The following is a 24,927-nucleotide window of genomic DNA, read 5'->3' on the forward strand; positions in this document are numbered from 1 at the left end:
CTCGTCGATCTCATCGATCGCAGTATCCGGTTCTCAAGGTTCGCCCGCGCCGCCTCCGCCCGTCCCGTGGGACCCGCCGGCCGCGGCGCAGGGATGAAATATACGCGCCCCGGGGTCCGCCCGCAAGGGGGCGGGGACGTCTCCACGGGACGCACACAACTCGGGAGGGTGGTAGGCAGCACGAGGGGCGGGTACTGCCTCTGCGGTGTCACATATCACCCCGTCTTTCCCCTGCTCAGAGCGTCGCTAGGCGATAGTGCACCTAAAAGCTGTCGAGATTCAGCCTCACCCAACGTCCATCTATAAGAAAGATGGGGCCCGGTGATACCGGAACCCCATCTGCTTAGATCTATATGTTGTTGCGTGACTTTCTACGCAACGCGTCGCCAGGACTAGGCGAGCTCGATCTTGTCGCAACCCATATAGGGTCGCAGGACCTCAGGAACCGTGACGGAGCCATCGGCGTTCTGGTAGTTCTCCAGAATTGCAGCCATGGTGCGACCGGCGGGCAGGCCGGAGCCATTGAGCGTGTGAACGTAGCGCGTGCCCTTGAAGTTCTCCGGGTCGCGATACTTGATGTTGGCGCGACGGGCCTGGAAGTCACCACAGTTGGAGCAAGAGGAGATCTCCTTGTAGGCGTTATAGCTCGGCAGCCAAACCTCGATGTCATACGTCTGACGAGCGGAGAAGCCCAGGTCGCCCGTGCAGAGGCTAATCACGCGGTACGGAAGGCCCAGCTGCTGAAGCAGGTACTCGGCCTCGGCAGTCATGCTCTCGAGCTCGGCGTCAGACTCCTCCGGCTTAGCGAACTTCACCATCTCGACCTTGTCGAACTCGTGCTGGCGAATGATGCCACGCGTGTCTCGACCGGCGGAGCCAGCCTCCTCGCGGAAGCACGGGGTGAAGGCGGTATACCAGAGGGGCAGCTGAGCGGCATCGAGGGTCTCGCCCGCATGGAGGTTAGTCAGGACGACCTCGGCCGTCGGGATCAGGAAGTTGTCGCCAGAAACGTGATAGGCGTCGTCCTCAAACTTGGGGAGCTGGCCGGTGCCAAACATCGTCTGACGCTTAACCACGATGGGCGGCCACCACTCCTTGAATCCACGGGCGGTGTGAGTGTCCACGAAGAAGTTGATGAGGGCACGCTCGAGACGGGCGCCGGCGCCACCGAGAACGGTGAAGCGGCTACCGGAGAGCTTGTTGCCGCGATCGAAGTCCATAATGCCAAGGTCGGTGCCAAGGTCCCAGTGAGCCTTGAACTCAAAGCCCTCGGCCTCGAAGTCGCGCGGGGTACCCCAGCGACGACGCTCGGGGTTCTCGGACTCGTCGACGCCAACGGGCGTGGCCTCGCACGGAATGTTGGGGAGGTGGGCCATGAAGTCATACTGCTCCTGCTCGAGCTCGGTACGACGGGCGGCAAGGCCCTCTATCTTCTCGTTGACCTCGCGGACAGCCTCCTTGGCGGCCTCGGCCTCGTCCTTCTTGCCCTCCTTCATGAGGGAGCCAATCTTCTTGGACTCAGCGTTGCGGGTGGCCTGGAGATCTTCGACCTCGCCGATGACGGCGCGACGCTCATCGTCGAGCTCGAAGAACTTCTCACGGTCCCAAGAGGTCTGACGATTTGCCATCGCGGTATCGATGGCATCGGGGTTCTCGCGAACGAACTTCATGTCGAGCATAGCTGCTCCCTCTCGTTTTAGCGCGGGCTTCGCCCACGGGTCATTCAGCAGCCAAGTATATACTTATGGGCATATTTGGCTCTAGACGATTGGCTCTAGATGAGGCTCGCGCGCAGGCGAGAGCCCTCCACGGCACTCCTCCTCGCGGTTAACGAGGCGAAAGGCGGCACCAATGAACACGATTGCTAGCTTCGTCGATTGGCTTTTTGGTACGCGCGTGGGCGTCCTCGCCCTTATCGGGATCATCCTTGTTGGTTTCCTGATTGCGGCAATCATCCTCGAGCACAAGACACGCGAGACGTATGACCAGTACGAGGAAGAAGAGGACGACGAGAGCGGATGGTCGTTCTTCGACGACGATAACAAGTAGGCTCCTGGCGTCAAAACTCCGCGCCAACGGATAGGCAAGCGGAGGATGCCGGATAGACAGGCGGCGAAGCCCCATAGCGAAAGAAAAAGGCCCCGGTTCCCCGGGGCCTCCTCATTTACGTGGTGCGGGCGAAAGGACTTGAACCTTCATGGGGTTGCCCCCATACGGACCTGAACCGTACGCGTCTGCCAATTCCGCCACGCCCGCAGATGCAGGGTAGATAGTAACCCATGCCATCTCAATTGTGCAAGAACTTTTTTGTACCTCTTCGCTCGTGCTGCTAGAATTACCCCAATCAACGCACCGGCACACGCAGCTGAAACGAGGACAAACGCCGTGCAGACACCCGCCCCCAAACAACAGGGATGGGCCGTTGCCACCAACCAGGCGCAGCCTGAGACCGATCAGCCATTGCTGCTCGGGCGCTATCGCACCGTCGAAACTCGAGGCACGGGTGGATTTGGCGAGGTCCGCGTCTGCTGGGACACGCGCCTCGACCGCAAGGTCGCTATCAAGTGCATGCCCCTCGAAACCGCACCCGGCATGGGGGCCTCCACGCTCTCAGAGGCCCTCTCGGAGGCACGCATTACCTCGCGCCTCACGGATCAGAACATCGTCACCGTCCACGACTTCGAGGTACGCGGAGGAACCGCGTATCTCATCATGGAATTCGTCGATGGCATGACCCTGGCCGAGCTCATGTCGCGAGTCGAGGGCGGCGTTCTCACCTATGACGAGTGTGCGCACCTGCTCTCGAGCCTCGCCTCCGCGCTCGACCACGCGCACGCCGAGGGTGTCCTCCACCTTGATATCAAGCCATCGAACGTCTTTATAGACGCGCAGGGAAACGTCAAGCTCGGCGACTTTGGCATGGCGAGCCTTGCGAGCGCCGCGGGTTGGGAAGGCGCACGAGGAGGCACGGTTGGTTATATGCCCCCGGAGCAGCTCACGGGAGACTACGTCGACGAACGCACGGACGTCTTCGCTCTCGCTTGCGTCTGCTACCAAGCGCTGACCGGCTCATGCCCGTTTCTCGCCAAGGACGCGGACACATCGCTCAAGAGAATCGAAAAGGGAGCGAGGCCGCTAGCCAAGGTGGAGCCAGAGCTCGCAGGACCCGTAAGCGACCAAATCGCGGAAGCCCTCAGCGCGGACCCCGGCAGGCGCCCGTCTACGGCAGGCGAGCTTGCCCGCGCAGTTCTCCCCTATCTCGGGGACGAAGCGGAGGGTCGCGCGTCCGTGGCCGACCTCCTCGCGCAGGCAAGGGGTGAAACCGGCCCTGCTGACGAGGCGTGGAACGCTGCGATGCGCGTGGGCATCGCAGAACGTTACCCGTGGCTACCGAATGCAACCTCCCGCGTCGTTTGCGCCGCCGTTTCGGGCGCTGTCTGTCTTCGCTGCATTCCGGCGATAGCGCGCCTCGTCGGGCTCAACATCGAGTCGATGCCACTGACCGCGGCATCGGCACTTGTTCCAGCTGCGTTCTCGGCGGCATTGCCCGCAGCCGGAGGCACGTTCACCATGCTCGTCTACGTGATAACGCTCGTGACCCCCGGCGCATACTCCCCGGCGTTCCTCGTCGCGGCGCTAGCCGGCGCCGTGCTCTATCTCTGGCAGACGCACGTAAGCCCCGCAAGCAGGCTTTCGCACGCCGCACTGCTTCTAGGCTGCGCCACCGGATCCCCGGTGGGAAGCGCCGCCCTTGCCGGCGCGTGCCTGTCACCGCTCCCGGCAGCCGCGACCTCGGCCCTCGGAGGAGTCCTCGCCATGTTCTTGGCGTCAGCGCTTGCTTCAAGCGACGGGGCGTCCTTCGGCTCGGCGGTTGGCAGAACGGTCATGAGCGGCAGCTCGTGGCTTACGGCAGCTGGTTGCGCCGGCGCCTCCCTGGCCTGCGCCCTCATTTCGAAGCGGCGCTCCAACGCGGCGTGCGCCGCCGCCCAAGTGACCTGCTGCGCCATCCTCATAGCGACCCTCGTCTTCTCTGCCAGAGTGGAGAATGGTGGGTTATGGACCACGCCGTCCATTTGCGACATCGCAGTTGCGCTAGTCTGTCTAATACTTATGAGCATTTCAATCATGACCCTGGGCCCTGTGTCCGACACCTGGGAGGATGAGTGACGTGAACTTTCTGAACGTCTTCGAGCAGCGCGTGGGTAGCCTCTTTGGCGCCACCACGCAGGGCGTCACCGCCCCCTTCTCCTTCAAGAAGCTTGCCAAGAAGGCCGCGCGCGAGATGGAGGCGGAGACCTTCGTCATCAACGGCGTAGACACCGCGCCCGCCCTCTATACCATCCTCATCTCCAGCGAGGACGACATCACGATGCGTCCGCTTTACGCACAGCTCACCAAGGAGACCTCCCAGTTCATCGAGGGACAGGCACAGGGCAAGGGCTACGTCTTCGTTGGCAAGCCCGTCGTTCGCTTTATGGCGGATCCGTCCCTCAAGAGCGGCCGCTTCTCCGTCTTCGCCGAGAACGTCGATGCCGGCACCCTCAACCGTCTTCGCGAGGAGGAGGCCCGCTTCCTTGGCGCGGACTCCTCCCTTGATGGCGGCCTCGGCGGGGCCGCAAGCTCGCGCGCCCAGGCACCCGGGATGCGTCCCGTCCCCCAGCCCCAGCCTCAGGCGGCACCCATCTCCGGCATGGAGAGCGGCCTCGACGTAATGCCGCAGGAGGCGGTTCTCGAGGCAGAGGATGCCTTCTTCGCCCAGGGCCGTGCTGCGCGCCAGTATCAGAACGTGCCCCTCGTGGGCAGTCGCGCTTCCCAGGTGCCGGCACCCGTGACCCCCGTCGCCGCTGCCGCACCCGTAGCCGCGTCTGCCCCCGTCGCCGCTGCCACTCCGGCATCCGCAGCTTCCGCCGTTCCCGCGGCAGCTGCCGGCTTCGCCGCAGGCGCAGCCGCCCGGGCCATCCCCGGCGCCGCCACCCCGCAGCAGGCATACGCTGCTCCGGAGCCCGCACCCCAGACGGTCCGCGTGGCACCGGCGGCTCCCGCACCCGCAGCCAATCCCGCAGCGTGCCTGCTCATCGATCGCAAATCTGGCCGCACCTTCACGGCGAGCGCGCCTCGCACCGTCATCGGCCGTGAGCGTTCCGCGGGCGGCATTGTGATTCACGACCCCAATGTCTCTCGCTCGCACGCAGAGCTTTCCTTTGACGGCCAGACTTGGCGCATTCGCGACCTCAACTCGACCAATGGCACGCTCGTGAACGACGTGGACATCGACGAGTGCTCGCTTCGCGACGGCGACCTGATCACTCTGGGTCTCACGAACCTCGAGTTCAGGGAGAACTAATATGATCGACCTCGTCCTGTTCATGGGGCGCATTGCCCTCGTCGTGGTTCTCTACCTGTTCCTGTTCGTCGTTATGAAGACGGGAATCGGCCTCGTCAGGGGCCAGCGCAAGGACCCGGCAATCTGGTGCGTCGACGTGGACAAGGGCCCACGCCAGCTTCGCGGCCTCCACGTGGACATGCTCGGCCCCGTCGTCATCGGCAGGTCGCCCTCGAGCGACATCGTCATCGCCGAGCCGATCGTCTCCTCCACCCACGCGCGCTTTACCCTGCAGGGGCCCGCGCTCGTGCTCGAAGACCTTCACTCCACGAACGGCACGCTTGTGAACGGACGTCTCATCCTCGACCCCGTCACCCTGCGTGACGGCGACGAGGTGCAGGTTGGAGACGTGGTTATGAGGGTGAGCCGTCGATGAGCTCCGCTCTCGGACACAATAATTCCCTGGGCTCGACGGGCCCCTTGCCCCTCATTGGCCACATCGGCCATGGCGGCCCCCATCTTCGTGCGCTTCGCCGTCACGATGCCCATGACCCGCACGCGCCGGCGTTCGACCTCGACTCTCGTCCCGGCGCGGGCCTCGAAATGGGCGCCGATACGCGCCTGTCCTGGGCGGGACGCACGGACGTGGGTCTCGTACGCGGCCATAACGAAGACTCCTACCTCGTAAGGAATCCACTCTTCGGCGTTTGCGACGGCATGGGCGGGCACGCCGCAGGCGAAGTCGCGAGCGCCATCGCGGTTCGCACCATCGCCAGTCATGCCCCGGAACACGCCGACGACATGCTGCTTGGCGCCGCCGTCGAGGCGGCGAACGAGGCCGTCATCCAGGGAGCGGCGAACGGCGAGGGCAAGCCCGGCATGGGATGCACCGCGACCTGCTGCATCATCGAGGGCACCAAGATGGCCATCGCGCACGTGGGCGACTCGCGCATCTACCTCCTGCACGCCGGTACCCTCGTACGCCTCACGCATGACCACTCATATGTCGAGGAACTCGTCGACGCTGGCGAGATTACGGCGGACGAAGCACGCGTACACCCCTCGCGCTCCATCATCACCCGAGCTCTCGGTTCCGACCCAGACATGTATGCAGATCACTTCTCGCTCGATGTCGAGCGCGGCGACCGCATCATTCTCTGCTCCGACGGCCTCTCCTCCATGGTTCCCGACGCCCAAATCGAGCTTCTCTCCGTTTCTTCGGCGACGCCCATCGACTGCACGGACCAGCTCGTCGCGGCCGCGCTTGAAGCCGGCGGCCACGACAACGTGTCCGTCATCGTCGTCGATGTTGTGAGCGACGGGCGCGAGGAGGCTCGCCGTCTGGCGCGTCGCCGGGCAGTACTTGGCTGGCTCGCGGTGTTGTTGGGGCTTGCCATCGTTCTGTCCGTTGCACTCGGGTTTTTTATCCGCTCCTCTTGGTATATCGGCGCAGACGGCGGGCGAGTGGGTATTTACCAGGGCATCCATAGCAGCGCCTTCGGGATTCCGTTCTCGAGTCTCGAGGAGAGTACCCAGGTGAGTATCGCCGATCTCCCCGAGTCGACCCAGCACCAGCTCGCCGCCGGCATCCCGGTTGCCAGCAGGGACGACGCGCTAACCACGGTCCAGGCCTACCAGACCCAGATTGAAGAAGCGCGCGCCAAGGCTCAAAAGGCCGCGGACGACGCGCAATCCGACAGTACGGACGGCGCAGTTGGAAGCACCCTTGGGGCATCCGGCCCAGAAGCTGCGGAAACCGGAGCAGATGTAGTGACCACAGGTGCCGAAGGAGGCGCGTAGCATGACCAAACAGATTGGCGGTTCTCGCCGCGCCACCGAGCTCCTCCTGCTTATTGCCGGAGCCGTGCCGGTGCTCCTGCTCTATTCCATGTATGTCATGAACACGGGAGCGCAGCTTTCGCTCGAGACGCTCTCGGTGCCCATCGGCCTCATCGTCGCCTTCGTGGCGGCGCATATCGCCATACGCCTGCTTGCCCCGGGAGCTGACCCAGCAATACTGCCCCTCGTCTTCATCCTCTCGGGCATTGGCATCACGTTTGTCACGCGCCTTGCGCCCGAGGACGCCATGGGACAGGTCGTGTGGCTGTTCGTCTCCGTCGCAGCCATGGTGGCGACGCTCATACTCATCCCCAACCTCGATAGGCTTGCGGATTATAAGTTCACGCTCGGTCTCACCGGCGTGGCGCTCCTGCTCATGCCGGCTATCTTCGGTACAGAGATTTACGGCTCGAAGCTCTGGATACGCATCGGCGGCTTCTCGTTCCAGCCAGGCGAGATCGCGAAGATCCTCATCGTTCTGTTCCTTGCCGCCTATCTTTCCGAGAACCGCGAGCTGTTGTCGGCGTCCTCGCACAAGGTGGGCCCGTTCACGCTGCCGCGCCTGCGTATGCTCACCCCGATGCTCGTCATGTGGGGCATGTGCCTGGTCGTCGTCGTCTTCGAGCGCGACCTTGGCAGCGCCGTGCTGTTCTTCACCCTCTTCGTGGTCATGCTCTATGTTGCGACCGGTCGCATTGGCTATGTCCTCGTCAGCCTGGCGCTGCTCGCCATCGGCGGGGCCCTCTCTTATAAGTTCTTCTCGCACGTCCGTGTGCGCTTCCAGATCTGGCTCGACCCCTTCGCAGACCCATCCGGCTCTGGACTCCAAATCGTTCAATCCATCTACTCGCTTGCTGACGGAGGCCTCGTCGGCTCCGGCATTGGCAAGGGCATGCCCACGCTTATCCCCGTGGTGAAGAGCGACTTCATCTTCTCCGCCGTCGCGGAGGAAATGGGGCTTCTCGGCGGCGCCGCCGTATTGCTCCTCTTTATGCTTCTCGCGGTGCGCGGCCTCACCACCGCGGCGCGCGCGAAGAGCGACATGAGTGCGTTCACCGCGGTTGGCCTCACGACGGCTCTCTCTTTCCAGGCGTTCCTCATCGTTGGAGGCGTCACGAAGCTTCTGCCCCTCACGGGCGTGACCCTGCCGTTCATGAGCCAGGGCGGCTCGAGCTTGCTCTCGAGCTTCATCGTCATCGGCCTGCTTCTGCGCGCCGGCGACGAGGGCACGGGGCGCATGGCACTGCCCTCTGGCGACGGCACGAGTGCAAGCCCCTCCCCGCTCCTGGCACCCGGATCTACTGGCGGCGCTCCGGTCGTGCAGGGCAAGCACGCGCGGGCACACTTCGGCCTCGGCACCTCTGAGGGCGGAGTTCTGGGACGCGTTGCCCTTGGCAACCGACTGACCCTGCTCGTGACCTTCTTCACGTTGCTGTTCGCAGCCCTTATCGCAAACCTGACCTATATCCAGGTGATCAAGGCAAGCTATTACCAGCAGCTGCCCAACAACAACCACACGATTGCGAGAAGTGCCTACGTGCAGCGCGGCGCTATCCTCACCTCCGACGGCGTGACGCTCGCAGAGTCCCTCAAGCAGGCAGACGGCACCTATGTGCGCACGTATCCGCAGGGCAGCCTCGCCGCCCACACCGTTGGATACGTCTCGACCCAGTACGGCGCCACAGGCGTCGAAGCGTCGATGAACGACTCCCTCACCGGCCACGCAGATTACTCCAACTGGCAGAATGCCCTGTATTCGCTCGCAGGCGTGAACCAACCTGGCAACTCCGTCGTTCTCACCATCAACTCTCAGATTCAGCAAGCAGCTGAGGAAGCCCTCGAGGGGCACGTCGGCTCAATCGTCGTGCTCGACCCCACCACGGGCGCCGTCCTCGCGAAGGCATCCTCGCCCACGTTCTCCTACAACGACATCTCGACTATTCTCTCGACCGGAGACAGTAGCGGCGAGCTCGTCGACCGCAGCTGCGCCTCGCTGTACACGCCCGGATCCACGTTTAAGGTCGTGACCCTTGCCGCAGCCATCGACTCTGGCACGGCGACCCTCGACAGTTCAATCGACGCACCCGCGCGCATCAGCATCGGAGGCGCCGATGTCACGAGCGTCGCTGGCGAGGACTTCGGGACGACCACGCTTCGCAACGCCTTCACGCACAGCTCGAACACCGCGTTTGGCCAGCTAGCCGTCAACGTTGGAGCAAGCACCCTCGTTGACTACGCCAAGGCCTTCGGCTACGGCACGACGCTGGGCCAGGACTTCCACGTCACGGCGTCGCTCATGCCGGACGCGTCCGAGATGACGGAGTGGGAGACCGCGTGGGCGGGCGCCGGCCAGCCCGTCGGCCAGCACTCGAGCCCGGCTGGCCCCCAGACCACTGTGATGCAGATCGCCGTCGTGGCCGCCGCCATCGCCAACAACGGCGTTGTCATGAGCCCGTATCTGGTCGATCATGTGCTCTCCCCCGAAGGCGTCACCATCACAACGACCAAACCCCGAAGCCTCGGACAGGCCGTAACGGCTGAGACCGCGCAGCAGGTCAAGGAGGCAATGCTCGACGTCGTCCAGAACGGCTCGGGCGTGGCGGCCCAGGTCTACGGCGCGCGCGTGGCCGGCAAGACGGGCACCGCTGAGGTCGCGAACGGCCAGATTAACTCCACCTTTATTGGATTCGCACCCTATGACAACCCGACGCTCGCCATTTCGATATGCGTCGAGGGCTCTGACGATGACAACGTGAGCGGCCTTGCGGCAAGGCTTGCCGGCCAAGTCCTCTCCAAGTCGCTCAACGCTCAGGCGCAAGGATCAAGCTAATGGACGACAAACACTAACGAGGACGCCCTCCGGGCGTCATTGATGGCATGATGGATACGAGCGCCAACGGGCGCAGAGGTTTGATGGGAGCACACATGGCAGACAAGCTACTCGGCGGACGCTATGCCGTCCAGGACAGGATTGGCATCGGAGGCATGGCGACCGTCTATCGCGGTCTCGATCAGGTGCTTGGCCGCACCGTCGCCATCAAGATGATGCTGCCGCAGTACGCAACCGATCCGTCCTTCGCTGCGCGCTTCAAGCAGGAGGCTCAAGCTGCCGCGGCGCTCCAGAGCCCCTACATCGTGGGTGTCTATGACTGGGGCAAGGACGGCGACACGTACTACATCGTCATGGAGTACCTGCGCGGCACGGATCTCAAGACCGGCATCCGCAACCATGGAGCCCTCGACTGCCGCAAGGTTGCCCAAATTGGCTCGCAGATCTGCCAGGCCCTCTCCGAGGCCCACAGGCACGACATCATCCACCGCGACATCAAGCCGCAGAACATCATGGTGCAGCCCAACGGCAATATCAAGGTGATGGACTTCGGCATCGCTCGCGCCAAGAACAGTCACCTCACGGCTGACAATTCCGTGCTTGGCACCGCCCACTACGTCTCGCCCGAGCAGACGCAGGGCAAGGAGCTTGGCCCCACCTCCGACCTCTACTCCCTCGGCATCGTCATGTATGAAGCTGCGACGGGACGAGTTCCCTTCGACGGTGACGACGCCATCTCCGTTGCCCTCAAGCAGGTCAACGAGCAGCCCGTTCCTCCCAGCCAGGTCAATCCCAACGTCGACGCAACGCTCGAGGGCATCATCCTCAAGTGCATGCGCAAGAACCCCGCGGAGCGCTTCCAGACCGCCGACGAACTGCGTCGCGTCCTGAATGACTACCTTGCCGGGCGCATCGTCAATCTTGGCGAGGCCACGTCCCTCATCTCCGCCGGCCCGACTCAGGCCATGAATCGTCAGCAGGCCGGAGGCCGCACGCAGGCCATGCCTCGCGCTGCCGTTGGAATGTCCCCCGCAACCACCGGCCGCATTCCCACCGCCCAAACGAATCTTTCCGGCATGCAGGTGCCGGAGGAGAAGCCCAAGAGCAAGGGCAAGGTCGCCGCAATCGTCATCGGAGTTATTGCCGCGATTGCCATCATCGCCGGTGTTGCGATGAGCATCTTTGGCGGCAATTCCTCCACGAAGGCAATGCCCAACCTCGAAGGCATGACAGCGGATGAGGCCACGGCGAAGCTTGCCGAGTACGGCGATGGTTGGTTTGTCGTGAGCACATCCGAGCAGTATGACGACAACATCGAGGAAGGCAAGCTCGTGAGCCAGGACCCGGCTCGCAACACCCAATGCGAGAAGGGCACGAAGGTGAAGCTCGTCTTCTCCAAGGGCAAAGAGCCCGCGGCGACCGTCAAGGTTCCTGACCTTAAGAACCTGACGCCCGCGCAGGCAGAGGAGGCACTTGCCGCCGTCAACCTCAAGGGCACCGTAGGTGACTCCGTCGAGTCGACCGACGTCGAGAGCGGAAAGGTCGCCAGCCAGGACCAGCAGGCCGGAAGCGATGCCAAGGAGGGCGACACGATCACCTATCACATCTCCACGGGCGTGGGCAGCGCGGACGCTGGCAACCACGCTGGCTGGAGCAAGTCGAGCGCCATCTCTGACCTGAACTCCGCTGGCTTCACCAACATTGACACGAGCAACAGCCAGTACAGCGATGAAGTCGAGGCCGGCTGCGTCATCTCGCAGAGCCCCACCGGCAAGCAGGGCAAGGATACCCAGATCACCCTCATCATCTCGAAGGGTTCGAGACCCTCTAGCGGTGGCAACGGTGGCAACGCTGGCGGCAACACCAGCACCTCCGGTGGCGGATCTGAGACCCCCAGCACCGACAGCTCGACCGATTCGACCCAGAGCAACAACTAGGCTCGACCACATAGCCCGATAGCACGGCGCCCGGCGTTCACCGAGAACGCCGGGCGCCTTTCTTTGCAGCGAGACAACTCGACGTCACCTGTAGCGAAGATAAGCAAACAGGCCAGGGACTCGATGCCCCTGGCCTGTTGAATGTCTGGTGCCCCCGGGCCGATTCGAACGGCCGACACCCGCTTTAGGAGAGCGGTGCTCTATCCCCTGAGCTACGAAGGCAGACTATGTCCCGCCGTTGGCGGCGGCGCTCGCACTAATGCGAACGGGAGAATATTCTACAGCTCTCGGGCGCTTCGGTCTATCGAGCTGATGAGGAACACAAACTACTTGCCAGACTTCTTCTCGGCGCGACGCTTTTCCTCGGCCTCGTAGATTTCCTCCATGAGGGCGTGACGCTTCTTGTCGCTCATGCTGGAGATCTTGTGCTCGGCAGTCCTACGGAGCGGACGAATCATCTTGAACTCCCACACGATCGTCGTGATGATGAACGCATAGGCGAGGAAGAGGAACACGACGGAGGCAATACCGCCGATAGTGCCAAGCTTGAAGATGTTCTCACCAGCGGGCGAGTCGATGTAGCCGCAGCCGAACGAGAGGGCGACACACACGACGCCGATGGCCATGAAGATCCACCACGTGCGACGATACTTCCTGTACAGCGGATCGAGCTTCATGACGGAGTCAACAAGACCCTCGACGAAGCGCTCTTCCTCGCGCTCCGCGTTACGCTGAGCCTTCTTCTCCTCCTTCGTCATGCCGACGGTGGAGGTGGAGCCGTCGAGGTTCTTGTGCTGCTTCACGACGCGCACGGAACCGGCAGCCTCACGAGCGGGCTTGGCGGAGCTGGGCGACTTGCGGGCCATGCCAGCAGAAGCGGGCTTCTCGGCTTCGGCATCGGTGGCGCCGGTGCCGATCTTGGACATGTTGCGCTGGTTGAACGGACTACGCTGAGACATTGCTCTCCTTCATGGGGACGAACTTTTCGCCGGTGATAATCTCGTAGGCCTCCTGGTAACGCTCGGAGGCACCGGCGACAACCTCGGCAGGCAGGTGCGGCGGCTCGCCGGTCATATCCCAATTGGCACGGAGCCAATCACGGACGTACTGCTTGTCGAAGCTGGGCTGAACCTTACCGGCCTCATAACCCTCCGCGGGCCAGAAACGGCTGGAGTCGGGCGTGAGGCACTCGTCGATAATCGAGAACTCGCCGTCAATGAAGCCAAACTCGAACTTCGTGTCGGCAATGATGATGCCACGGGTGGCGGCGTACGCGGAAGCGGCGTTGTAGATGGCAAGCGTGGCGTCGCGAAGCTTGTTGGCGGTATCCTCGCCCACAATCTCGACGCAGCGCTCGAACGAGATGTTCTCGTCATGGTCACCAATCTCGGCCTTGGTCGAGGGGGTGAAGATGGGCTCGGGGAGCTTGGAGGCCTCGACGAGACCCTCGGGCAGCTTGATGCCGCAAACCGTGCCGTTCTCGTCATAGGTCTTCTTGCCAGAACCGGTGAGGTAACCGCGGACGATGCTCTCGACGGGAATCGTCGTGGCCTTCTTCACAAGCATGGATCGACCAAGGAGGTAATCGGAGTACTGCGCGAACTCCTCCGGATAATCCGCCGGATCCATCGAGATGATGTGGTTGGGCACGATGTCCTCAAACTTGTTGAACCAGAAAGCGGAGATACGCGTGAGGATCTCGCCCTTGAAGGGAATCTCATCCGGGAGGATGAAATCATACGCGCTGATACGGTCGCTCGCGACCATCAGCAGGGAGTCCCCGCAATCATAAATGTCGCGAACCTTGCCCTGCGAATCCGGACGAATACCCATGGTCGCCATGAAGCACCGCTTCCTCTCGTAAGAGTTACCGCATTTATCAAACTAATCCATTGTAGAGGAATAGCAGGTGCGCGGCCACATCAAAGCAAGTCATATGGGCAGTTCCAACGAGCGGGGAACCACGGGCCGAGCATCGAGCCGGCAAGCCAGGCACCCATGCAACGACAACAAGCCCGGGCGAAATAGAATGAGCCGCGCAAAGCCCCGCATGCCCGATCACCCGCACGGAACTAGCTAACCACGGCGCCCAACGCGCATGATTTACTCGGTCATGCCCTTGTTGGCGTCCTGCTGGTGCCCACGCTCCTGCTCGCGCGGGATATGGAGAACGAATGTCGTACCCTTGCCAAGCTCAGACTTGACGCTGATGTAGCCGTGATGGCGATCGATGATCTCCTTCGTTACGGAGAGGCCGACGCCGAGGCCGCCGCTCGCACGCTCACGGCTCGCGTCTGAGCGCCAGAAGCGGCTGAAGACGCGGGCAAGGTCCTCCTTGGCGATGCCGATACCGGTGTCGGAAACGGCAATCTTGAGGTCTCGACCCTCCTGCCCAACGTTCACGACAACCCACCCGTTCTCGGGCGTGTACCGCAGCGCGTTCGACATCAGGTTGATAAGAGCCTGACGAATCATGTCTCGATCGCACTCGCAATAGAGCTCGCCGCGAGGAGCGTTCGCGTCGAAGCGAAGACGTAGACCACGGTCATTGAAGAGTTGCTCCTGAGACTCGACCACGGAGCGAACGAGGCCGACCATCTCCGTGCGTTCAGGCCTAAAGGGCGTAGTGCCATTCTCGATACGCGACAGCGTAAGCATCGCAGAAACCAGACGCGAGAGACGACGAACCTCCGAGGCGACGGTCTCAAGATGTTCCTCGTCGGAGGGAAGGACGCCATCCTGCATAGCCTCGACCGTGGCGAGCATCGCCATAAGAGGCGTACGTAGCTCGTGGGCAACGTCGCTCGTCAGGCGATGCTCAAGCTTAAGATCGCGCTCGAGAGTCGTCGCCATATCGTCGAAGGTCTCGCCCAGCTGACCAATCTCGTCATCGCCGACAATCCCCGTGCGGGCGGTCAGGTCACCGGAGCGAATCTGGGCAGCCGTCGACGTAATCGACTTCACGGGCTTGGCGAGCTTGCGAGATACAAGGACGCCCATGAGGCAGGCGAGGATCACGGCGACAACGCTCGCCGTGACGACGGCCTTATAGGAGTTGGTGCGGAAGGCGGCGTCGCCCTTGGTGAGCAGGGCGTCAGACCCGAAGGCCCAGAGACGGACCGTGCCAATCACGGAACCATCCTCGAGCTTTACCTCGCGCATAACAACGGACTCGGCGTCAGTGGGCGCGAGCGAAACGGCATTGCTGCGTGCCGGCGCGGGCGCGGAAACGGTGGAAGCCTCTTCCTCGACAGAGCCAGCAGCGTCAGTGGCGGCGTCAGGTGTTACCGCCGTCTCGTAGCTACTGCCCGCCCAGGTATCGTCATACACAACTTTGCCATCAGCATCGAGGACCTGCACGCCGATTTCGCTTGAAATGGACGACGCCTGCACAATGCGATCGACCGCGCTGCCAGAAAGACCGGTCGTGGAATCGTAGTCCTCGGCAAGGCCATCGGCAATGACGGCGGCATAGCGATCCATGTTTGAGCGCGTGTAGTGCATGAACTGGGCTTCCCAATTCACGCCAAGAACGGCGACGAGTATCACGGCCGTCATGGCCGCGATACTCGCAAACATGAGCGTCATACGCGCTCGATATGACATGTGCCGCGATTTGCGATTCGACAGCGTCTTCCACGACGCACGAGCGGAATCGCTCGTGCGCAGGGATTCGGGGATATCATCCTCGCGAGACGCATCCTGACGGATGCGCTTGCCTATGACAAACTTGGCGGGAACCACTGCTTACCGACTACTTCTCGTCCTTGGCGGCGGGCTCGGGAGCGTCGAAGCGATAGCCCACGCCGTGGACGGTATAGAGCCAGGTGGGGTTGCGCGGATCGTCGCCGAGCTTGGCGCGAAGGTTCTTGACGTGAGAGTCGATGGTGCGCTCGTAGCCCTCGAAATCATAGCCGAGAACCTTTTCCACGAGCTCCATGCGGCTATAGACCTGCCCCGGATAGCGAGCGAGCGTCACGAGCAGCTTGAACTCAGAAGCCGTGAGGTCGACCTCCTTGCCGCGGACGGTCACCTTGTGAGCGGAGATGTTGATTACCAGGTCACCGTAATCGAGGACCTCGACGGTAGGTTCGTTCTCCGTGCGGGCGCGGCGAAGGAGAGCACGCACGCGGGCAACGAGCTCGCGCGGCGAGAAGGGCTTGACGAGGTAGTCATCAGCACCGAGCTCGAGACCAATGATGCGGTCCTCGACCTGGTCCTTTGCCGTGACCATGATGATGGGCACATCAGACTGGTCGCGGATGGCACGGCAGACGCGCTCGCCCGAGAGCTTGGGGAGCATGAGGTCAAGAACGACGAGATCAAAGCCGTGCTTCTCGAACTCCTCAACGGCAGTTTGGCCGTCGCCCACGGCGCGGACCCAATAGCCCTCGCGCTCGAAATAGGCCGCGACGGCCTCGCGGATGTTCTTCTCATCCTCGACAAGCAGGATCTTTTTCGTATCTGAAGCCATGAAGGCCTCCCATCAGCTGTTTGGTGCCCTGGAGGCATAGGCGCTCCAGGCATTCCTGGGTTCAGTCTACCCCACAAGAGGGTTTTAGCACACATCGAGTCGGCGGCAGGCGGGTAGGCGAGCCAGACCGGCAGCAACGGATGCCCCGCTTCCAAGCCTACAGAGTCCAAGCCCTTACGTTCACCGAGCTGGGGTAACCGGTGTCCTCGTCCTTGACGGTGGCGAAGGTCACGAAGGTCGAAGTCGTACCCATACTTGCCGGATAATCACCAAAGTCGAGGCATCGGTTGGGGGCCACGAGCGTGGCGTACGTCTGGGCGTTCGTATCCACGATAAGGTGCGAGGCGCGGACCTTCACAAGGTAGACGCCGCCCTTGCCCGCAACCACGGATACCGGTTCGCGCGGAAGCGCGATGAACGGGCCATCTCCCGAACCGATATACGTGCCCATCGAACCAAGCAGGCCAGTGCTACCGCCATAGTTCTTCTCAATGGAGAAGACGAACTGTCCCCCCATGTAGACGGCCGAGAGCGGCGTGACGGAGGCGGGCAGGACAAGCTGCGCCACCTGGTTAGACAGGTTGCTCTCGAGCGAGTAGGCGGTGATGCCGTAATAGCGCCCCTCGTTCACGCGGACACGCGGGACAAGAACGACGTTGCCATCGGAGACCGACGGAGCACAACCGAAGCGCCCCTGCGAACGAACCACCTCGTCGGCAGAACTCGCGCCAGCCTGCCAGACGTAGCAGGAGGAGGGCTCCGACGTATTGCTTCCGCCTGTTGAAGGCATGACAAGCCAGATTACGCTCTTGCCCGAGCAACACATGAGCGGAGGGTCGTAGTTTGCGTCCGCCTGCCAAAGGGCCGAGGCGGTACCAAGACCGCCATCCGTAAGGGAGGCCGCGAAGAGCTTCCAGTCATGAGTGACGACGTCAAACTCGATCCAGGCATACACGGAGTCCGAGCACTGCGCGTCATAGATGACGTAATTGCCGCCAGCGGTCGCCGCTGACAGGAACACCGTATTGGCGCCACTTGCAATCGAGAACGCACCCGCGGAGGTCATGGCAGCAGGTGAGGTGCCCGGCATGACATAGGGCTTCCATGACCCTTCCGAGGGACGAAGCACACAGCCGAGGGGGAGATTCCAGGAGCCAGCCTCCGCGAGCGACGCGGTGCCCGCGCCCTCACTAGCCTCCTGGTATTTTCCCTCGATGTCGCCAGACCCCAAAACGTACGTGGCAGTCCCAGACTCCACGACAATAGGATCGTTCTCAACAGTAGTGTCAGAACCCTTGCAGGACGAAAGCACCGAAATCGCCGCCGCACCGGCAGCGGTTGCAGCGGTCCCGCGGAGGAAGCCGCGACGGGATATGTTCTTAGGCAGGATGGACAAGATGGTCCCCTACGCCTCTCGGGCAGCCTTAGACGCCTCGTGCAGGCCAATCGTGAGCTGATCGGCACAGGAGGTCTTGCGCGGACCACAGGTATTACCAGCAAGGATGTTGGAGATCTCCTCGACCGGATGACCGGCAACGAGCTTGGAGATGGCCTTGAGGTTGCCGTTGCAGCCACCATCGAAAGAAACCTGCTCGATGGTGGAGCCGTCATCGGAAAGAGCGATGTGAATCATGCGGGAGCAGACGCCCTTCGGGCGGAAGTCGTAGGTGAACATGTTCCCCTCCATGTTTCGTCAATTTCTATCAATAGCCCTCCCGCCAGTATCCCCACTGACGGGAGGGTTCACGCGCGGGAATTTCGCAGAGGCCGAGCTTACTCGAAGGACAGCTGCTCGAGGCGGTCGAACACAACGTTGATGCGAGTCAGGAAGTCCCACGGATCGAAGATCTCGTCAAGCTTTTCGTCGCTGACGGTGCAACGCGGGTCAGCCTCGAGGCGCTCCTTGAAGGTCGGACCAGAGACGCAGTCCTGAACCTCATGCCAGGTAGCCATGGCGTTCTCCTGGACAATGGCATAGGCCTCCTCGCGGGTGATGCCCGTGTCGACGAGGGCGAGCAGCACCTTGGAGGAGAAGATCAGGCCGCGGGTCTTGTTGAGATTGGCCATCATGCGAGCCGGATAGAGCTGCAGGCCGTCAATCACGCGGATGAGGCACTGGAACATGTGGTCAAGCGCGATGAAGGAGTCGGCCTGCGCGACGCGCTCCGCAGAGGAGTGCGAGATGTCACGCTCGTGCCAAAGGGCAACGTTGTCGAAAGCGACCTGGGCGTTGGACTTGACGATGCGCGAGAGGCCGCAGACCTTCTCCATGGTGATGGGGTTGCGCTTGTGCGGCATGGCGGAGGAACCCTTCTGGCCCTTGCGGAACGGCTCCTCGGCCTCGAGGGTATCGGTCTTCTGGAGGTTGCGGACCTCGGTCGCGATGCGCTCGCAGGTGGCAGCCGTGGTGGCAAGGACGCCAGCGAGGTAAGCGTGGTGGTCACGGGAGATGACCTGCGTGGACAGCGGGTCATGAACGAGGCCGAGGTGCTCGCAGACGTACTCCTCGACGAACGGGTCGATGCTGGAATAGGTGCCCACAGCACCGGAGATGGCGCCAAAGGCGACGTTCTTGCGGGCGTCGACGAGACGGTCGAGGTCGCGCTTGAGCTCCCAGGCCCAGGAGCCGAACTTCATGCCGAAGGTCATGGGCTCGGCGTGAATGCCGTGGGTGCGGCCGGCGCAGAGGGTGTCGCGCTCCTCGAAGGCACGGCGCTTGCAAATCTCGCCAAGCTTGCGGACGTCCTCGATGATGAGGTCGCAGGCCTGGGTGAGCTGGTAGCAAAGGGCGGTGTCGCCAAGGTCGGAGCTGGTCATGCCATAGTGGACCCAACGGCTGGGCTTGGGAGCGTCAGCCGGGACGTCGGCGTCGATGTACTCCTTCATGTTGGTGAGGAAGGCGATGACATCGTGGCGGGTGACCTCCTCGATCTCGTCGACCTTTGCCTTCTCGAAGTTGGCGTGGTCGCGGATCCAGGCGGCCTCGTCCTTGGTGATGCCAATCTTGCCAAGCTCGGCCTGGGCCTCGCAGGCGAGGACCTCAATCTCCTGCCAGATGGCGTACTTGTTCTCAAGCGAGAAGATGTGGCCCATCTCAGGACGGGTATAACGGTCGATCATGTGGCTCCTCCAAGGGTTTGGCCCGCGTCGCGACGCGCGACGAATCTGCACAACTATTTGATTTTACCGCGCGAAGGGCGCATGCCGCCAACTGCGCAAAAGAAAGCAGGCTGGAACGCCCGAGCACTCCAGCCTGCGACTCTGTCTTGGTGCGCCGTCAGGGGATCGAACCCTGGACCTTGGGATTAAAAGTCCCCTGCTCTACCAACTGAGCTAACGGCGCGTCTGCATGATTCTAGCCGATACAGCGGACACATGATGAGCTGACGGCGCGTCCTCGCAGAAACTGGTCAACCATCGCCCCGAACTCGCTACTCCCAGCTCCACTGACCGTGGTCAAAGATGGGAATCTCTTCGCCATCAGCGGTGATGCCGAAGATGTTGAGGTCATCAGCACCAATCATGAAGTCGACGTGGGTGGCGGAGTCATTCACGCCAGCCGCGAGCAGAGACTCCTTGTCCATGTTGACGCCGTTCTCGTAGCAATCCGGGAAGCCCATGCCCAGGGCGAGGTGGCAGCTGGCGTTCTCGTCATAAAGCGTGTTATAGAAGAGCAGGCCACTCTGGCGAATGGGCGTGTTCTTCGAGATAAGCGCGCACTCGCCCAGGTGGTGAGATCCCTCGTCCGTCTCGATGATGTGGCGCAGGACCTCCTCGCCCTGCTCGGCACCAAACTCGACCACGCGGCCAGCCTCGAACCTGAGCCAGAAATCGCGGATGACGGAGCCGTTGTGAACGAGCGGAAGCGCGGAGTGGACGATACCGTCCGCACGGTTGCGGTCAGGAGAGGTGAAGACCTCCTCGGTGGGCATGTTGGGGAAGAACCTCACGCCATCCTTCGTCTTGGCAGAACCGCCCTCCCAAACATGGCGGGCAGGCAGGCCAACGGTGAAGTTCGTACCATTCTCCGAAACATAGCGAAGCGCGTCGAAGTGAGCCTCGTTCAGGTGGCGCTTGTTCTTGACGAGGGTGGCGTCGTGAGTCTCCCAGGCACTCTCCGGGTCCTCGTCGACGATACGGACGGTCTCGAGGATCGCCTCCCAAAGACGCAGCATGGACTCTGCGGGAGAAAGGCTCGGGAAGATCTTGTGCGCCCAGGCGCTGACCGGCACGCCGCCGATGCACCAGGAGTTCTCGCCAAAGTCGAGGCCGTGGCGATACTCCGTGCACTGACGATGCGACGCGGCGGAACGGGCAGCCGGCTTCGCGGGATCGACCTCAAGGAGAGCGTCCGGATCCTCGCCATCAAGCCAGAGGAACGCAGCACCCTCGCGAGCGAGCGAATTCATCTGCTCGACCTTCCAGGAGGGGAGCTTTTTGAACCGCTCGAGCGGGCAGTTATCGTACTCGAGGCGCGATAGCTCGTCATCGCCCCAGATGACGGTGACGTGGCCAGCGCCCATCTCATACGCAGTGGCGACGACGAGGCGGACGAAGTCCACGGCCTCGACAGGAGCGGAAACGACGAGCTCCTGATCAGGCTGGATGTTCACGCCATTGCGCACGAGGAGCTGGGCGTAGAGGCGCTGACGGGGCTCAAGGCGCTTCATGGAGAGCGCGCACTCGGCGTCGCTCATGGGGATGTCGCTCATGGAATTCCTTTCGACTTGGCGCGTTGAGACACGCAAATGTTGTGCACCCAACCACGCGTCTTGTGATGTACCCAACGGCCGCCATCTCGAATCTGCACGAAAAAGGCCCGACGCGCGTGCGCCGGGCCTCGTCTCTCATGGAGCGGGCAACGGGATTCGAACCCGCGAATGACGGCTTGGGAAGCCGTTGCCTTACCACTTGGCGATGCCCGCATGCCGGATGATTCTAACACAGCAAGCGTCCGCAGGGAGAGCACCAGGCGCGAGAAGGGAATGCTTGGCCGCAAGGCGTGATGCCATATCGTCCGTCTGACCTGGCCTTTTCCGACTTTCAACAATCAACATGGCGCCGCAGGAATGAAGCGGTTGTGGATGCGCACGGGCATGGGAACCAAAAGTGCCGCTCGCGGGCCAAACGCCAACGTTTACCGCCGGCCTATTACGACCGCAGAATTCACCTCATCCCGTAGCTGCTCGGTAAGAATCCTGTCGGCAGGCATACCCATTCTTGTCAGGTCCCCTCCCTATGCTCCTTCCACCAACGCGAAAGGGAGGAGCAGATGAAAGCGACGAAGAGCAGATCACTGACAAGAATTGTCCGCACGATTAGGTCGCGCGGCGCTGACCAGATGAGGGGCGGCGCATTCCCTGGTCCCGGTCATGCGGGCCGCGCCCAGGCACTGGGTGGCGGCGAGCGCACGCGAGCTGCCGCATCGCCACGACCAACCACGGAGGCGGCGCAATGAGGGCGGGGCAGTTCCGCCTGCCGGAGGAGAAGCCCCGTCGGAGATGGCCGATCCTGGTAGCGGGGTTTGTCGCGTGCGTGGGAGCAGCGATCGCCGTCGTTCTTGGAAGCGGAATCGACTTTGGCACCGGAGCCCTCCTCACCTCGGCCCGAGAGGGGCAGAGCCGCGAGGAGATCCAGGCCGAGCTCGACCGTGAAGTCGCCGAGAACATGATGACGGTGAGTGTGCTCCCCGACCTCAAGCTCGACGAATCAAGCCATGAGCTGCAAGTTGGCCTCGAAAACGTCGGTGACAACAAGTTTGCCCAACGCTTCGTCATAACCCAGGGCGACACCTGCATCTACGAGTCTGACCCTCTCATGCCGGGAGAGCGGATCGAGACCGTGCGAGCGCCCAAGGCGAAGGAGGGCACTGCTCGCGTCGAGGTTCAGGCTCTCGACACGGAAACCCTCGAAGACCACGGGTCGCCCACCGCGATCGAGGTGGAAGTCATCCCCGTAACGAACCTCGACGCAGGCGAAGAAATTCCCGGCGCCCCGGACGCGGCGGCAACCAACTCGCCCGACGCCACGGGCGCGGCGGCTTTAGCGACGACCGCCGCAAAACCAATCGACTCAAGCGCCTGGGCGTCCGCGCCCAGCACGAAGCCTGCCACCAACTAACGCCGTCAGCGGGGGATTCCCCCGACACAACGAAAGGAGATCAAATGAACGCACGAGATACACGTCCTGAGGAGAGGTTCTGCCGGCAGTGGGTGCGCCTGGCGTTGAGACGCCTCGCCGTGACCGCCGCGGCGGGCGCGACCCTTGCCGCGCTCTCCCCCATACCGGCCATCGCAGCGGAGGGTAACACCGGAAACACCAAGGTGACCGTCCAGGCAGACGACAGCAACCTACGCTTCAAAGTGCCCACCGTCATCCCGTTCGTAGCCGCCTCCGACGGCACGCTCACCGGCCCGACCGCAGACGCGACGCGCATCGAGAACCTCTCCGCCTACGGCCTCAAGGTCACCAACGTGAAGGTGACCTCCAACAACGGATGGAACCACACGGAGGATATCTCCGCCGCAGACGACTCCATCGATTGGTCCCTCGGGCCTACCGGAGCGCCCGTCCGTGCCGCCGCTGCCGCCACGGATGGCGGCATCGACATCACGAGCCCCCAGTGGAACATGACCTACCAGAGCGACGCAGTCGAAACCGACGACATCAAGCTCGAGACCTCCGGCACCGTCGGGCGAGTAGCCACCGACATCTCCTCGCCCGTCCACATCGGCACCGTCACCTTCACCCTCGCCCCTGGCGCCCACGCCGGCGAACAGGCAACGTCATGAGCCGTAAGCCAGCGAGGCACGCCATATCCATCGCCCAAAAGCTGCTTGGCAGCATCTTCGCCTACCTAGCACTCGCCCCAAGAGTCGCTTTCGCCTCAGAAGGCAGCACCGACGTTACCTTGAGGGGTGTCACCGCCCCTCCCGAGATTTGGAGTGGTCCTGCCGGCGTCCTCGCACAGACTGGCTCCGGAGGCGGGGTGTGGGGACGCATCACCGTCGGTGCCGTCCTCATTGCCATCTCGCTCATGCTGATGATCTACTTGGGAAGGAGGAGAAGACACCATGCGTAGGCTTAGGAAGGTCCTCGTCACACTCGCAACGGTAACGTGTCTCGCGATGATCTCCGCACCCAGCGCTGCCTTGGCAGACGATATCGAGGTGCTCGACGACGACGTGGTAGTCACCTTCCCCCAGCAGCAGACGGGGCCTCTCCCGAGACGCGCCCCCGCGAGAGCCCAGTCTTCGCCAACCGGCAAATGGGTTGAGGTCAAGCGCAGCGAGGGTGGCACGGCTATCCAGACCTGTGCCTATTACATCCATCCAGACGCCAACCCCGAGGGGACCGTTCAGGTCGACATCAAAACGGAGATTTATTGCAAGAACGGCAGCGCTTGGTGGACAACGACGAAGACCATCTATGACAACGGCACACAATGCGCTTACATCGGGCCCGATTGGAATTCCAAGGCTTATAAAGGAGACTCAATCTCCCAAAAGGCCAGCTTCGCGGTGCGTGGTGGAGGAAGCCACCACATCACATCGGTCGAGAACATCTTCCGCGACTCGGCGGGAACGGTAGCAGGCTGGGACTTCTACATCGACATTCCCTATCGCATCTCCGCGGAGGCAGGCGCGGGCGGCTCGATTAGTCCGGCAGGGCATAGTCTCGTATCAGCAGGGGACTCAAAGGAGTACACCATCACGCCTTCGCCTGGCTGGCGCATCAAGGACGTGCTCGTAGACGGTGAATCCGTGGGGGCTAGAGACACCTACACCTTCTCGAACGTCACGAGCGACCACACGATCTCGGCTGAGTTCCAGAAGATCTGGACCGTTACCTTCATCGACGGCGTCACCGGAGACAAGCTCAGGGAAGAGACCGTTGACGAGGGAAGCGGGGCCACATCTCCCGAGGCGCCAAGCCATGAGGGTTGGCATTTTGATGGCTGGAGCGAGGACTTTTCATCCGTCGGCAAGGACATGACCGTAACCGCAACGTACAGCCCGACCATAGCCGTCAGGGTTCCCTCGCTGCTCCCTTGCAGGATTCTCTCCGACGGCACGGTGGCGGTTCCCGGCGGTTACATCATCGAGAACCTATCCGTCGTAGACGTAAGGGCTTCGCGAATCGAAACGACTGGCACGCCCGGCGACGCCTCTTGGCAGCTCTCCGACGCGGGCAAAGTCATCCACTCGTGGGATGGAGGGGATAAACCGGGGACAACCCTCGAAATCGCAAGATCAGGAAGCAAGGAGCTCGTACTCAGCATCTCAAACGTCTCTGGCACGGGCGAGTGGAGACAGCGCGCCCAGGAGGCTGCGACGGGGCCCGTTGAGTTCTGCTCAATCTCCTACACGTTCGAACGAGCATCGTGAGCCGGCGGCTCGCGGACGGGTAGCAAGGCGACGCATTTCCCTGTTTCCGCACCGCGAGCCGCTTGGACGTTGGTCTTTCTCGCCAGATAAGAGGATGGAGCTTGACGCGTTGGTCTTTCTCGCCAGAAAGGAGAGCG

Annotated in this window: 20 protein-coding genes and 4 tRNA genes; 11 read left to right on the plus strand and 13 right to left on the minus strand. The window is 62.5% G+C overall.

Translation table 11 applies throughout. The features are described from left to right. Positions 1-392: 392 nt before the first annotated feature. Positions 393-1,679, minus strand: a complete 1,287-nt coding sequence (gene serS, locus ACTQ1Z_RS07040) for a serine--tRNA ligase (protein WP_320680148.1) — start codon at positions 1,677-1,679, stop codon at positions 393-395. 172 nt (positions 1,680-1,851) lie between these two features. Here serS and ACTQ1Z_RS07045 point away from each other — a divergent pair, with 172 nt between their 5' ends. Then, positions 1,852-2,049, plus strand: coding sequence for a DUF6724 family protein (locus ACTQ1Z_RS07045; RefSeq protein ID WP_320680149.1), 198 nt, complete (start codon positions 1,852-1,854; stop codon positions 2,047-2,049). A 120-nt stretch (positions 2,050-2,169) separates the two neighbouring features. Here ACTQ1Z_RS07045 and ACTQ1Z_RS07050 read toward each other — a convergent pair. Beyond that, a tRNA-Leu gene (locus tag ACTQ1Z_RS07050) sits at positions 2,170-2,256 on the minus strand. Between the two features lie 129 nt (positions 2,257-2,385). On the opposite strand from ACTQ1Z_RS07050, the gene ACTQ1Z_RS07055 reads away from it, so the two are divergent. The 6 genes from ACTQ1Z_RS07055 (at position 2,386) to pknB (ending at position 11,929) form a co-directional block, all read left to right on the plus strand. Continuing rightward, a complete protein-coding gene (locus ACTQ1Z_RS07055) occupies positions 2,386-4,167 on the plus strand; it encodes a serine/threonine-protein kinase (RefSeq protein WP_441859848.1) in 1,782 nt (593 codons plus the stop codon). Then, entirely contained in the window at positions 4,160-5,344 is a 1,185-nt protein-coding gene (locus tag ACTQ1Z_RS07060; protein ID WP_320680151.1) for a DUF3662 and FHA domain-containing protein, read from the plus strand. Before ACTQ1Z_RS07055 ends, ACTQ1Z_RS07060 begins: the two co-directional genes overlap by 8 nt. A gap of 1 nt (position 5,345) precedes the next feature. Further along, positions 5,346-5,759: an FHA domain-containing protein gene (locus ACTQ1Z_RS07065; protein ID WP_293814934.1), complete on the plus strand. Its 414-nt coding sequence runs from the start codon at positions 5,346-5,348 to the stop codon at positions 5,757-5,759. Continuing rightward, entirely contained in the window at positions 5,756-7,123 is a 1,368-nt protein-coding gene (locus tag ACTQ1Z_RS07070) for a Stp1/IreP family PP2C-type Ser/Thr phosphatase (RefSeq protein ID WP_441859851.1), read from the plus strand. Before ACTQ1Z_RS07065 ends, ACTQ1Z_RS07070 begins: the two co-directional genes overlap by 4 nt. 1 nt (position 7,124) lies before the next feature. Continuing rightward, a complete protein-coding gene (locus ACTQ1Z_RS07075) occupies positions 7,125-9,992 on the plus strand; it encodes an FtsW/RodA/SpoVE family cell cycle protein (protein ID WP_441859853.1) in 2,868 nt (955 codons plus the stop codon). Between the two features lie 95 nt (positions 9,993-10,087). After that, complete coding sequence (pknB, locus tag ACTQ1Z_RS07080; RefSeq protein ID WP_441859854.1) at positions 10,088-11,929, plus strand: Stk1 family PASTA domain-containing Ser/Thr kinase; 1,842 nt, start codon at positions 10,088-10,090, stop codon at positions 11,927-11,929. A gap of 146 nt (positions 11,930-12,075) precedes the next feature. Here pknB and ACTQ1Z_RS07085 read toward each other — a convergent pair. From ACTQ1Z_RS07085 to ACTQ1Z_RS07135, 11 genes are all read right to left on the minus strand, one after another. Further along, positions 12,076-12,151: transfer RNA gene (locus ACTQ1Z_RS07085), tRNA-Arg, on the minus strand. Positions 12,152-12,255: 104 nt separating this feature from the next. After that, the gene (locus ACTQ1Z_RS07090) at positions 12,256-12,888 is read right to left on the minus strand and encodes a hypothetical protein (protein WP_441859856.1); all 633 of its coding nucleotides are present in this window, start codon (positions 12,886-12,888) and stop codon (positions 12,256-12,258) included. After that, on the minus strand, positions 12,875-13,771 hold the full coding sequence (locus ACTQ1Z_RS07095) for a phosphoribosylaminoimidazolesuccinocarboxamide synthase (RefSeq protein WP_320680437.1): 897 nt from the start codon (positions 13,769-13,771) through the stop codon (positions 12,875-12,877). The genes ACTQ1Z_RS07090 and ACTQ1Z_RS07095 overlap by 14 nt, the downstream gene beginning before the upstream one ends. 261 nt (positions 13,772-14,032) lie before the next feature. After that, on the minus strand, positions 14,033-15,517 hold the full coding sequence (locus tag ACTQ1Z_RS07100; RefSeq protein WP_441859857.1) for a HAMP domain-containing sensor histidine kinase: 1,485 nt from the start codon (positions 15,515-15,517) through the stop codon (positions 14,033-14,035). Positions 15,518-15,683: 166 nt separating this feature from the next. Then, positions 15,684-16,403 carry a response regulator transcription factor gene (locus tag ACTQ1Z_RS07105; RefSeq protein ID WP_293814923.1) on the minus strand — a complete coding sequence of 240 codons (720 nt, stop codon included), beginning with the start codon at positions 16,401-16,403 and terminating at the stop codon, positions 15,684-15,686. A 157-nt stretch (positions 16,404-16,560) separates the two neighbouring features. Further along, the gene (locus ACTQ1Z_RS07110) at positions 16,561-17,799 is read right to left on the minus strand and encodes a twin-arginine translocation signal domain-containing protein (RefSeq protein WP_320680434.1); all 1,239 of its coding nucleotides are present in this window, start codon (positions 17,797-17,799) and stop codon (positions 16,561-16,563) included. Between the two features lie 9 nt (positions 17,800-17,808). After that, the gene (locus ACTQ1Z_RS07115) at positions 17,809-18,078 is read right to left on the minus strand and encodes a TIGR03905 family TSCPD domain-containing protein (RefSeq protein ID WP_320680432.1); all 270 of its coding nucleotides are present in this window, start codon (positions 18,076-18,078) and stop codon (positions 17,809-17,811) included. Between the two features lie 98 nt (positions 18,079-18,176). Then, the gene (purB, locus tag ACTQ1Z_RS07120) at positions 18,177-19,523 is read right to left on the minus strand and encodes an adenylosuccinate lyase (protein WP_293814918.1); all 1,347 of its coding nucleotides are present in this window, start codon (positions 19,521-19,523) and stop codon (positions 18,177-18,179) included. A gap of 147 nt (positions 19,524-19,670) precedes the next feature. After that, a tRNA-Lys gene (locus ACTQ1Z_RS07125) sits at positions 19,671-19,746 on the minus strand. A gap of 88 nt (positions 19,747-19,834) precedes the next feature. Then, positions 19,835-21,115, minus strand: coding sequence for an aminopeptidase (locus ACTQ1Z_RS07130; protein WP_441859858.1), 1,281 nt, complete (start codon positions 21,113-21,115; stop codon positions 19,835-19,837). A gap of 138 nt (positions 21,116-21,253) precedes the next feature. Further along, positions 21,254-21,328: transfer RNA gene (locus ACTQ1Z_RS07135), tRNA-Gly, on the minus strand. A 529-nt stretch (positions 21,329-21,857) separates the two neighbouring features. Between ACTQ1Z_RS07135 and ACTQ1Z_RS07140 the strand changes: the two genes are divergently transcribed. The 4 genes from ACTQ1Z_RS07140 to ACTQ1Z_RS07155 are packed head-to-tail and all read left to right on the plus strand — an operon-like array spanning position 21,858 to position 24,790. Then, positions 21,858-22,523 carry a hypothetical protein gene (locus tag ACTQ1Z_RS07140; protein WP_441859860.1) on the plus strand — a complete coding sequence of 222 codons (666 nt, stop codon included), beginning with the start codon at positions 21,858-21,860 and terminating at the stop codon, positions 22,521-22,523. A gap of 44 nt (positions 22,524-22,567) precedes the next feature. Beyond that, a complete protein-coding gene (locus ACTQ1Z_RS07145; RefSeq protein ID WP_320678494.1) occupies positions 22,568-23,194 on the plus strand; it encodes a hypothetical protein in 627 nt (208 codons plus the stop codon). After that, a complete protein-coding gene (locus ACTQ1Z_RS07150; RefSeq protein ID WP_441859862.1) occupies positions 23,191-23,484 on the plus strand; it encodes a hypothetical protein in 294 nt (97 codons plus the stop codon). Before ACTQ1Z_RS07145 ends, ACTQ1Z_RS07150 begins: the two co-directional genes overlap by 4 nt. Beyond that, on the plus strand, positions 23,477-24,790 hold the full coding sequence (locus ACTQ1Z_RS07155) for an InlB B-repeat-containing protein (protein WP_320678497.1): 1,314 nt from the start codon (positions 23,477-23,479) through the stop codon (positions 24,788-24,790). Before ACTQ1Z_RS07150 ends, ACTQ1Z_RS07155 begins: the two co-directional genes overlap by 8 nt. The last annotated feature ends 137 nt before the right edge of the window (positions 24,791-24,927 follow it).

This window comes from Parolsenella sp. LCP21S3_E11 (genome assembly GCF_052118165.1).
Lineage (GTDB): Bacteria > Actinomycetota > Coriobacteriia > Coriobacteriales > Atopobiaceae > Parolsenella.